Consider the following 9283-nt stretch of genomic DNA (forward strand, 5'->3'; position numbering starts at 1 on the left):
TTTTGCAGTTGTTGTTTTAGGTAAGGGGAAGTGTAACTGTGAAGGTTGTCCCTCTTCCTTCCTTGCTCTCCACACTAATATGTCCGTGCAAATTTTCCACGAGATGCTTCACGATTGCGAGGCCCAAACCTGTTCCACCTGAATCGCGGCTTCTCGCCTTGTCTACGCGATAAAACCGCTCAAAGATACGCGTGAGGTCCCTTTCCGGAATGCCGATCCCGGTATCCATGACTTGAATGGTGATGTTTTCGCTGTCTGCCTCTGTCTTGACGTTGATTTTTCCACCTTCTGGCGTATAGGCGATCGCATTCGTCAACAGATTCAAGATGATCTGCTGCAAGCAATCCTTATCCGTCATCAGCCAAATATCTGGCTTTGGTGAAGGGAGGGTGATCGTCAATTCCTTGCGTTGTGCCTGGTCATGCATGATGGCAACCGCCGAACTGATTAGATCCTGCAAGTGAACCTGACTCAGATGCAACGGGATTCGCTTCTGCTCGATTTTGGAAAGGTCCAAAATGTCGCGGATCATCCGGTAGAGCCGCTCGCTCTCATCCGAGATGATTTGCAAGAAATTGCGGCATGTTTCCTCGTCCTGCATAGCCCCTTCAAGCAAAGTCTCCGTGAAGCCCTTGATCGAGGTAATCGGCGTGCGTAGCTCATGCGATACGTTTGCTACGAAGTCACTTCGCATCTTCTCCAGGCGGCGAATGTCGGTGATGTCATGCAGTACTACGACCACACCCCTCGACTCCCCCTTGAAGTTAATATAGGGAGCAAAATTCACGTCAAGAATGCGTTCCTGCGGGTAATAAATGTGTACCTCTTGGCGGAACTTCTCGCTTCTGTCGAGGCACCTGTCGATGTATTGGCTGAGCCCAAAGCTTTTGCCGGCCTCGATATGCAGCTTCCCTACTATCTCATGTCCAGCAGTCCCCAGCAGCTTTTCAACGGCTGGATTGACCAGCATGATCCGGCGTTGTTCAGAAATGAAAATCACGCCACTCGTCATATTGGTCAGCACCCCTGCCAGGCGCTGCTGATTCTCCGAGATTTCGTACATCTGCTGCTCCAGGCTCGATGCCATGAAGTTGATCGCGCCTGCAAGCTGACCGATCTCATCCTTTGCTTTGATTCTGACACGGCTCTCATATTGGCGCTGTGTAATGTTGCGGGCTACCCGGGTGATCTCCTCGATCGGACGAATAATGGAAAAGGAAATGCGAGAAACAACAATCGATCCGACTACCAAAGTAACCAATAAACCTGTGAGTAAGCTGTACCACATTTTGTGGATCGTATCGGTAATATCTTTCATCGACATCGCTGAACGAACAACACCGAATATTTCGTTGTTCAATTCAACAGGTACTGCAACGTACATCATGTCATAGCCGAGCGTCTCACTAAAACGACGGGAAATCCCTGTTTCTCCTTTCAACGCTGCCTTCATCTCTGGTCGGTCATGGTGGTTTTCCATCTCTTCCGGGTGGGAGGAGTTGTCGTACATCACCTGACCATCCTTGTTGATAATGGTGATCCGTACTTCATCCGTTGGCGCTACTTGTTTGACCCGGTCTGCTAACGTCGCCTTATCGGCAAAGACATTCGGGAAACGGACCGCCTGAGAGATGAGCTTCGACTCGCGGGACAATAGCTCATTCAGTGATTGGAGGTAGGAATTCTCAAGGACTTTGGCAAAATACATCCCCATCACCAATAGTACGAGAGAGATTAAACCCAAAATAGTCAAAGTGAGTTTGATTCGAAAGCGAGTCAAGGTAAATCCTCCGTTATCCTTCCAGTTTGTATCCTAATCCGCGAACGGTTTTGATGTATTTCGGGTTCTTCGTATCATCCTCAAGCTTTTCGCGCAAATGGCTGACATGCACGTCCACGATTCGAGAGTCCCCGATAAAATCGTAGTTCCAAACAGCATTCAACAATTGATCGCGCGTCAATACACGTCCTTGGTGGCTCGCTAAATAGTTGAGCAGCTCGAATTCCTTTGGTGTCAGCTCAACCTTCACGTCTTTACAGAACACCTCGTACTTCTCCGGGTAGATACGAATATCCCCAAATTGGAGCAACACCTCTTGAGGCGCTGTAGTCGCTTCCGGCGTGTTCTGAAAACGCCGCAGAATGGCTTTCACGCGGGCAATTACTTCTCTCGGGCTAAAAGGCTTTGTCAAATAATCATCGGCACCAAGCTCAAGCCCCAAAATCTTGTCGAGCTCATCATCTTTCGCTGTAAGCATCAAGATCGGCGTATTATTGCGTTCCTGGCGCAAGGTTTTGCATACGTCCATTCCATCCATCTTGGGAAGCATCAAATCAAGAATGATAAAATCAGGCTGCTCGCTCTTAACCACTTCCAAGGCCTGTTTACCGTCAAAAGCAGTTACGACCTGAAATCCTGATTTTTCAAGATTAAATTGCAATAGCTTTACAATAGAAGCTTCGTCATCCACTACCAATACTTTGATCATCTGTCTGTTTCCCCCTAGCGTTGCAATGCTTGCGCTCGATTTTCTAACCTACGTCCCCTGAAAAATACTTCTCTCTACAATACTCAGTCTGCCAATGCTCATTGCGGAAAACAAGTAATTTTTTTGTAAAGACATGCTGTTGAACACATAGAACTTAGTTGCTTGACAGTAGTATTCCTCTTTTAGGTAAAGGTATCTCCTTAAAAAATCCTAGCTGTCTTCCAGCGGTAGAGGTCGGGAGAAGCCCTGCCACATGCTTTCCAGTTGCCTGTATCCTCTCTACGTTCGGGCGGTCTCCTTCCAAACATGTGACAGTGCTTCGGTACAGCTGTGGATGTATGTCTTGCTTTTACAACGTTTTACAAGTGGGCTCAAAGAAGTTTTCCTTGAGCCTTTTAAAAAAAACTAAAAGCTACGTGGAAGAAGCGAATTTCCAGTCCAAGCGCCTCTGGAGCCCAGCCCAGCGTAGGAATAAATGGCGGGGAATTTCAGCTTCACTTATGGACTACCTCCTCGAAACTTCTACGTTTGAAGCGCTCCCGCCATTTATTCTGGAGCGAACAGTCATACCCACAGCGGGGCGTAGGCCGAAGCGTAGACTGGAAATTCGTTTCTTCCACCACCACAGCAACTTTAATAGCAAAAGACGCCTTCCCAAAGAAAGGCGTCTTACATGTACTAATCTTATTTCAAAACAGCCATTACACTGCGTACAGAGTCAGCAGATTTATCAAGAGCTGCTTTCTCTTCGGCAGTCAGATCCAATTCGATCACTTTTTCGATCCCGTTTGCGCCGAGCAGAGTCGGTACACCCAGGTAGAGATCGTTGTAGCCGTACTCTCCTTGCAGAAGAGCGATGGATGGCAGAATGCGTTTTTTGTCCTTGATGATGGCTTCAGCCATTTGTACCAAGGAAGCCGCAGGTGCATAGTAAGCGGAACCGTTCCCCAGAAGGTTTACAATCTCGCCCCCGCCCTTGCGGGTACGCTCTACGATCGCATCCAGACGGTCTTGCGGGATTAATTTTTCCAATGGGATACCACCAGCATACGAGTAGCGAACCAATGGAACCATGTCATCTCCGTGACCACCCAGAACGAAGCCCGTTACGTCTTCTACAGATACGTTCAGCTCCATCGCCACGAAGGTACGGAAGCGAGCAGTATCCAGAACGCCGGATTGACCGATTACGCGCTCTTTTGGAAAGCCGGACGTTTTGAAGAAGGTGTACGTCATCGCGTCAACTGGGTTGGACAGTACGAGCACGATAGAGTTTGGTGCATATGTTTTTACTTGCTCTGCAACAGATTTCATAATGCCAGCATTGGTGTTAACCAGATCATCGCGGGACATGCCAGGCTTGCGGGCAATACCAGCTGTGATGATGACGAGATCAGCATCTTTGATGTCTTCATAGTTCGCAGTACCTGTGATGTTTGCATCAAAGCCTAATACTGGCGAGGATTCCATCATGTCGAGCGCTTTACCTTTTGTTGGGTTCTCCAGTTGCGGAATGTCAACCAATACGATGTCGCCCAGTTCTTTTTGCCCCAAAATGAATGCAGTTGTTGCACCAGTGAAGCCACTACCGATAACAGCGATTTTTTTACGGTTGAATGCCATGAACTATTCCCCTCCAAAAATGTAAGTGTAAAAATTTGTGCCCAAATCTATCTTACATGTTTTGAATCAGAGCGTCAGCAAACTCGGAGCATTTCAGTTCTTGTGCGCCTTCCATCAGACGAGCGAAATCGTATGTTACTGTTTTCGCGGAGATGGTTTTTTCCATGGAGTTGATGATCAGATCAGCTGCTTCGTTCCAACCGAGGTGACGCAGCATCATTTCTCCGGACAGGATCACGGAGGATGGGTTTACTTTGTCCAGACCAGCGTATTTCGGAGCTGTACCATGAGTTGCTTCGAAGATCGCATGACCAGTCAGGTAGTTGATGTTTGCACCTGGAGCGATACCGATACCGCCTACTTGTGCAGCCAAAGCGTCGGATACATAGTCACCGTTCAGGTTGAGTGTTGCTACTACATCGTACTCAGCTGGACGAGTCAGGATTTGTTGCAGGAACGCGTCAGCGATAACATCTTTCACGATGATTTTGCCAGCTGCTTCTGCTTCTTTTTGTGCTTTGTCAGCGTCGCCGCCTTCAGCTTTGATACGATCGTATTGTGCCCAAGTGAACACTTTGTCGCCGTATTCTGCTTCAGCCAGTGCATAACCCCAGCTTTTGAACGCACCTTCCGTGAACTTCATGATGTTACCTTTGTGTACGAGGGTAACGGATTTGCGCTTGTTGTCAATTGCATAGTCAATTGCTGCACGAACCAGACGCTCTGTACCATCTTTGGAAACAGGCTTGATACCGATACCAGAAGTTTCTGGGAAGCGAATTTTCTTCACGCCCATTTCGTTTTGCAGGAAGTCGATTACTTTTTTCACTTCTGGAGTACCTTCAGCCCACTCCACACCAGCGTAGATGTCTTCAGTGTTCTCGCGGAAGATTACCATGTCTGTCAATTCAGGATGTTTAACTGGGGATGGAACACCATCGAAGTATTGAACAGGACGTACGCAAGCATACAGATCCAGCTCTTGACGCAGTGCTACGTTGATCGAACGGATACCGCCGCCTACTGGTGTAGTCAGAGGACCTTTGATTGCAATCAGGTATTCACGAACAGCAGTCAGCGTATCTTCTGGCAGCCACTCGCTGTATTGGTTGAAGGATTTTTCGCCCGCGAATACTTCGAACCAAGCGATTTTCTTCTCGCCTTTGTATGCTTTTTCTACAGCAGCATCCAGAACACGAACGGAAGCTTTCCAAATGTCAGGGCCAGTACCGTCACCCTCGATGAAAGGAATGATCGGATTGTTTGGAACTACCAATTTACCGTTATCCACAGTAATTTTTTCGCCTGCAGTTGGTTGCGTCAGGTTTTTAAACACAAAAAATCCCTCCAGTGTTATATATATTTGGTGATTATGAATATTTCCAGACGTAGGAGAACTACCACTCACTTGTGGTAGTTCTCAAGCTTGCGCTCAGGAGCGATCAGCTTGGCTGACCCCCTACCCTCCACGCTCGAAAATAGCGAGTTCTTAGCGGCGGTCAATTGGAACGTAGTGTTGGTTGACCGGACCGGTGTAATCCGCGCGAGGACGGATCAGGCGATTATTTTCATACTGTTCCATGATGTGTGCTGTCCAACCGGACATACGGCTGATAGCAAAAATCGGTGTGAACAGGTCCGTTTCGAGGCCGAGAGAAATGTACACAGATGCTGAGTAGAAGTCAACGTTTGGCTTCAGTCCTTTTTCACCGGAAATCATTTCATCGATCTTCACAGACATCTCAAACAGCTCAGGGCGACCGATTTGCGCGGTCAGTGCTTTGGACATTTCTTTCAGCCATTTCGCACGTGGGTCACCATCTTTGTATACACGGTGTCCGAAGCCCATGATTTTTTCCTTGTTATCCAGCTTGGTGCGGATGTAGGATTCTACGTTAGCCATGCCGCCGATTTCGTTCAGCATCTTCGCTACTGCTTCATTAGCGCCACCATGCAGAGGGCCTTTGAGTGTACCAATTGCAGACACGATACCGGAATAAATGTCAGTCAGAGTCGCAACAGTTACGCGAGCAGAGAATGTAGATGCATTGAACTCATGGTCAGCATGCAGGATCAGAGCAACGTCAAACGCTTTTACTGCTGTTTCTGTTGGCTCCTGGCCTGTCAGCATGTAGAGGAAGTTTTGTGCAATCGTGAAATCTGCACGTGGAGCTACTGGCTCCAAACCTTTACGCATACGCTCGTAAGCAGCGATCAAGGTAGGAGTTTGTGCCATCAGGCGGATAGATTTCCGATAGTTGGCTTCAGGAGACATATCTTGCGCTTCTGTGTCGTAGAGCGCTAACGAAGAGACAGCTGTGCGCAACGCCGCCATTGGGTGTACGCCTTTTGGATAGTGGCGAATGCTTTCCAGCACTTCTTGGGCCACTGCTGCATTTTCACCCAATTGTTTTTTCAAAGCGTCCAGCTGATCACGCTTCGGTAACGCTCCATGCCAGAGCAAATATACAACCTCTTCAAAAGTTGCATGTTCTGCCAGCTCATCGATGTTGATCCCGCCATAGCAAAGAACCCCATCGACGATCGAACAGATGGATGATTGAGCGGCAACAACGCCTTCAAGTCCACGAGTAGTTGTCATAGAACTCCCTCTCCTTTTCCACTCAAGTAGTAGTGCTTATCTAGTCTTCGCTTGTCCGCCATGACTGATAAACGGCCTGATCAAGTTCAAAATAGACGACTTTTTGAACATCCTATCTATGAAATTGTAAGCAGCGGTTTCTTTCATCCACCACTCTTGACAGGGAATGTATCCACGCAAATCCTCACAAGGTCGTACATGCAAATGTCGCTCGTGCAAGGGGAGAGGCGAGAGAAAAGAATCCACTAAGACGACCCAATTATAAAAGATTATTGCGATTTTGTGAATAAGGTTGGCGAAAAAATGTTTCGAAGGGTGAAACGGAGTTTTGTTTTTTCACGATTCTTGCTCCACCTATCAGGCATGCTGCATAATAGAAACATCAGTATTTTGTTCGCACCTTCGCGGCGGAAAGGAGAAACCGTTTGAATCAGGAAAACTGGGTAGAGCGCCTCTTTCAAATCATTCGATTGTTATGGGTTTGCCTGCTTGTCTATGTAGGGATTTGGGTATTCCAACATGCAACACCTTTACTGTACCCATTTATAATCGCTTTAGTCATTGCGCTCATCATCAACAAGCCCGTTACGTTTATGACCAGAAAGTTCAGGATTCCCCGCTGGCTTTCCGTCATTATCGCGCTCTTGGTTTTGATGCTGCTCGCTGGCGGAGTGCTCACACTGATCATCACGGAAACAGTCGTGGAAATCGGGGAGCTGGCCAAGCGTTTGCCAGTCGTTGCACAGGAGCTGGCCCATTATTTGCAAAATACGATTTCTCAGGACTTCTTGATGGGCATTTACAATCAGCTTCAGTGGTTTTACGAGCAACTCGATCCAAGTTATAAGGATAAACTTACCAGTACGGTAGGTAGTGCGATCTCGACCATCACAAATGTTGGGCAGGACTTGATCGTCAAATTCCTGGATGGATTGAAAAACCTGCTTGTCTCACTCCCGAATATGGCAACAGTTTCCGTTATTTCCATCATGGGTGCCTTCTTTATCTCCAAAGATTTTGCCCTTTGGGAAGCGCGGGGTCGCCGTCTTTTGCCAACAGGAGTAAACAGCCGTCTCGATCAAATTTTCATCGATTTGCGCAATGCCTTGTTCGGGTTCGTCAAGGCGCAGTTGACTCTCATCTCCTTAACCGCTGCCATCGTCATCATTGGCCTGTTGGTCATGCGTGTCGAGTACGCGATTACGATTGGCTTGATCACGGGCTTGGTCGATCTCTTGCCTTATCTTGGGACAGGGACCGTCTTTGTTCCTTGGATCATCTACATGTTTTTCAAAGGCAATTACACGATGGTCATCGGCTTGTCCATTTTGTACGGGGTCGTCTTGATTTTCCGTCAAATTATCGAGCCAAAAGTCGTTGCGGAAAACGTCGGTCTCGACCCTCTCCTCACATTGGTCGCGCTGTTTGTTGGCCTCCAGCTGTTCGGATTCCTGGGCTTGATCATTGGACCTGTTTCACTTGTCATGATCAATGCTCTGGTAAAAGCCAACGTCTTCGTCGATGTATGGGGCTACATCCGAGGGAAGAAAACCTGACCTCATGTAAAAAGAACCGCTTGCGAGCAGCTTGTACACAGCTCGGAGCGGTTCTTTTTTATAGGGAATTTTAGTATTAGCGGCGGAAAAACAATTGAACACGACCAGACGAGATGAGGTTCCACAGCCAGCGCTTCAACAGATGACGAATGATCATCCGTGTGTACGGAATGAGGAAGACCAGTCCAATCACATCTGTGACGAATCCAGGCAACAAGAGCAAAATACCACCGATCAAGATCAAGACACCGTCAATGAGCGAATCGGTAGGCATTTGCCCACGCGACAACTGGTGTTGAACCATGCGGAATACTTGCATCCCCTGCTGCTTCGCAAGCCAAGCTCCCAAGATCCCTGTGAGAATGACCAGCATGACTGTATTCCAGCCGCCAATCCACGAACCAATAGTAATAAGCCCCCAAAGCTCTAAACCAAACGCGACGACAAATAGAATGGCAAAAAAGCGGAACATGCCTATTCCCCTCCTTTATGCTGGGAGTCCAACCAATCATAGATGTCAGGCACCGCTCGGGACAAGCGAATCGGCCTCAAAGCTGCGTTGGTAAATACATGCATTGTTTCTCCTGACACCAACAGCTGTTGGTCAGGCAATCTAACAACCTCGTAAGCAAAAGTGAGACGGACAGGACTGATCTCTTTTACACGTGTCCGTATTTCCACCTCATCGTCATAACGAGCGGGCTGTTTGTAAGAGATGTTCGCATCTGTGACAGGCAGAAGTACGCCTTTTTCCTCGAGTTCACGATAGGTAATCCCCGCATGGCGAATCAGTTCTGTTCTTCCTACTTCAAACCAGTTCAAGTAATTCGTATGGTAGACCACACCCATTTGATCGGTTTCTCCATAGCGGACACGCAATCGATGGGAATGAATAATGGGAGTCATTTTAGATCGCTCCTTTCTCTATAGGATGATTGTACCATAGTACCCCTATGTGGCTGTAGTGGTGGGGAGGAAACAGGAGAAAACGCTCAGATTCTTGTCCCACCCGC

General features: G+C 47.8%; 8 protein-coding genes. 1 reads left to right on the forward strand and 7 read right to left on the reverse strand.

What is annotated here, in order from left to right; translation table 11 throughout:
• Positions 1-16: 16 nt before the first annotated feature.
• From pnpS to citZ, 5 genes are all read right to left on the reverse strand, one after another.
• Complete coding sequence (pnpS, locus tag KB186_RS09230) at positions 17-1780, reverse strand: two-component system histidine kinase PnpS (RefSeq protein ID WP_173608864.1); 1764 nt, start codon at positions 1778-1780, stop codon at positions 17-19.
• Positions 1781-1793: 13 nt separating this feature from the next.
• Positions 1794-2489, reverse strand: a complete 696-nt coding sequence (locus KB186_RS09235) for a response regulator transcription factor (protein WP_173608865.1) — start codon at positions 2487-2489, stop codon at positions 1794-1796.
• Positions 2490-3173: 684 nt separating this feature from the next.
• Complete coding sequence (mdh, locus tag KB186_RS09240) at positions 3174-4112, reverse strand: malate dehydrogenase (RefSeq protein WP_173608866.1); 939 nt, start codon at positions 4110-4112, stop codon at positions 3174-3176.
• A gap of 52 nt (positions 4113-4164) precedes the next feature.
• Entirely contained in the window at positions 4165-5448 is a 1284-nt protein-coding gene (gene icd, locus KB186_RS09245) for an NADP-dependent isocitrate dehydrogenase (protein ID WP_173608867.1), read from the reverse strand.
• A gap of 153 nt (positions 5449-5601) precedes the next feature.
• Positions 5602-6714 carry a citrate synthase gene (gene citZ, locus KB186_RS09250; protein ID WP_048031704.1) on the reverse strand — a complete coding sequence of 371 codons (1113 nt, stop codon included), beginning with the start codon at positions 6712-6714 and terminating at the stop codon, positions 5602-5604.
• A 425-nt stretch (positions 6715-7139) separates the two neighbouring features.
• Between citZ and ytvI the strand changes: the two genes are divergently transcribed.
• Positions 7140-8270, forward strand: a complete 1131-nt coding sequence (gene ytvI / locus KB186_RS09255; RefSeq protein ID WP_221867561.1) for a sporulation integral membrane protein YtvI — start codon at positions 7140-7142, stop codon at positions 8268-8270.
• A 76-nt stretch (positions 8271-8346) separates the two neighbouring features.
• Here the strand turns inward: ytvI and KB186_RS09260 are convergent, their stop codons facing one another.
• Together KB186_RS09260 and KB186_RS09265 are read right to left on the reverse strand one after the other, a co-directional pair.
• Positions 8347-8742: an FxsA family protein gene (locus KB186_RS09260; protein WP_173608869.1), complete on the reverse strand. Its 396-nt coding sequence runs from the start codon at positions 8740-8742 to the stop codon at positions 8347-8349.
• 2 nt (positions 8743-8744) lie between these two features.
• The gene (locus tag KB186_RS09265; protein WP_173608870.1) at positions 8745-9176 is read right to left on the reverse strand and encodes an acyl-CoA thioesterase; all 432 of its coding nucleotides are present in this window, start codon (positions 9174-9176) and stop codon (positions 8745-8747) included.
• Between the last annotated feature and the right edge of the window lie 107 nt (positions 9177-9283).

It is taken from the genome of Brevibacillus sp. AF8 (assembly GCF_021270385.1).
Lineage (GTDB): Bacteria > Bacillota > Bacilli > Brevibacillales > Brevibacillaceae > Brevibacillus.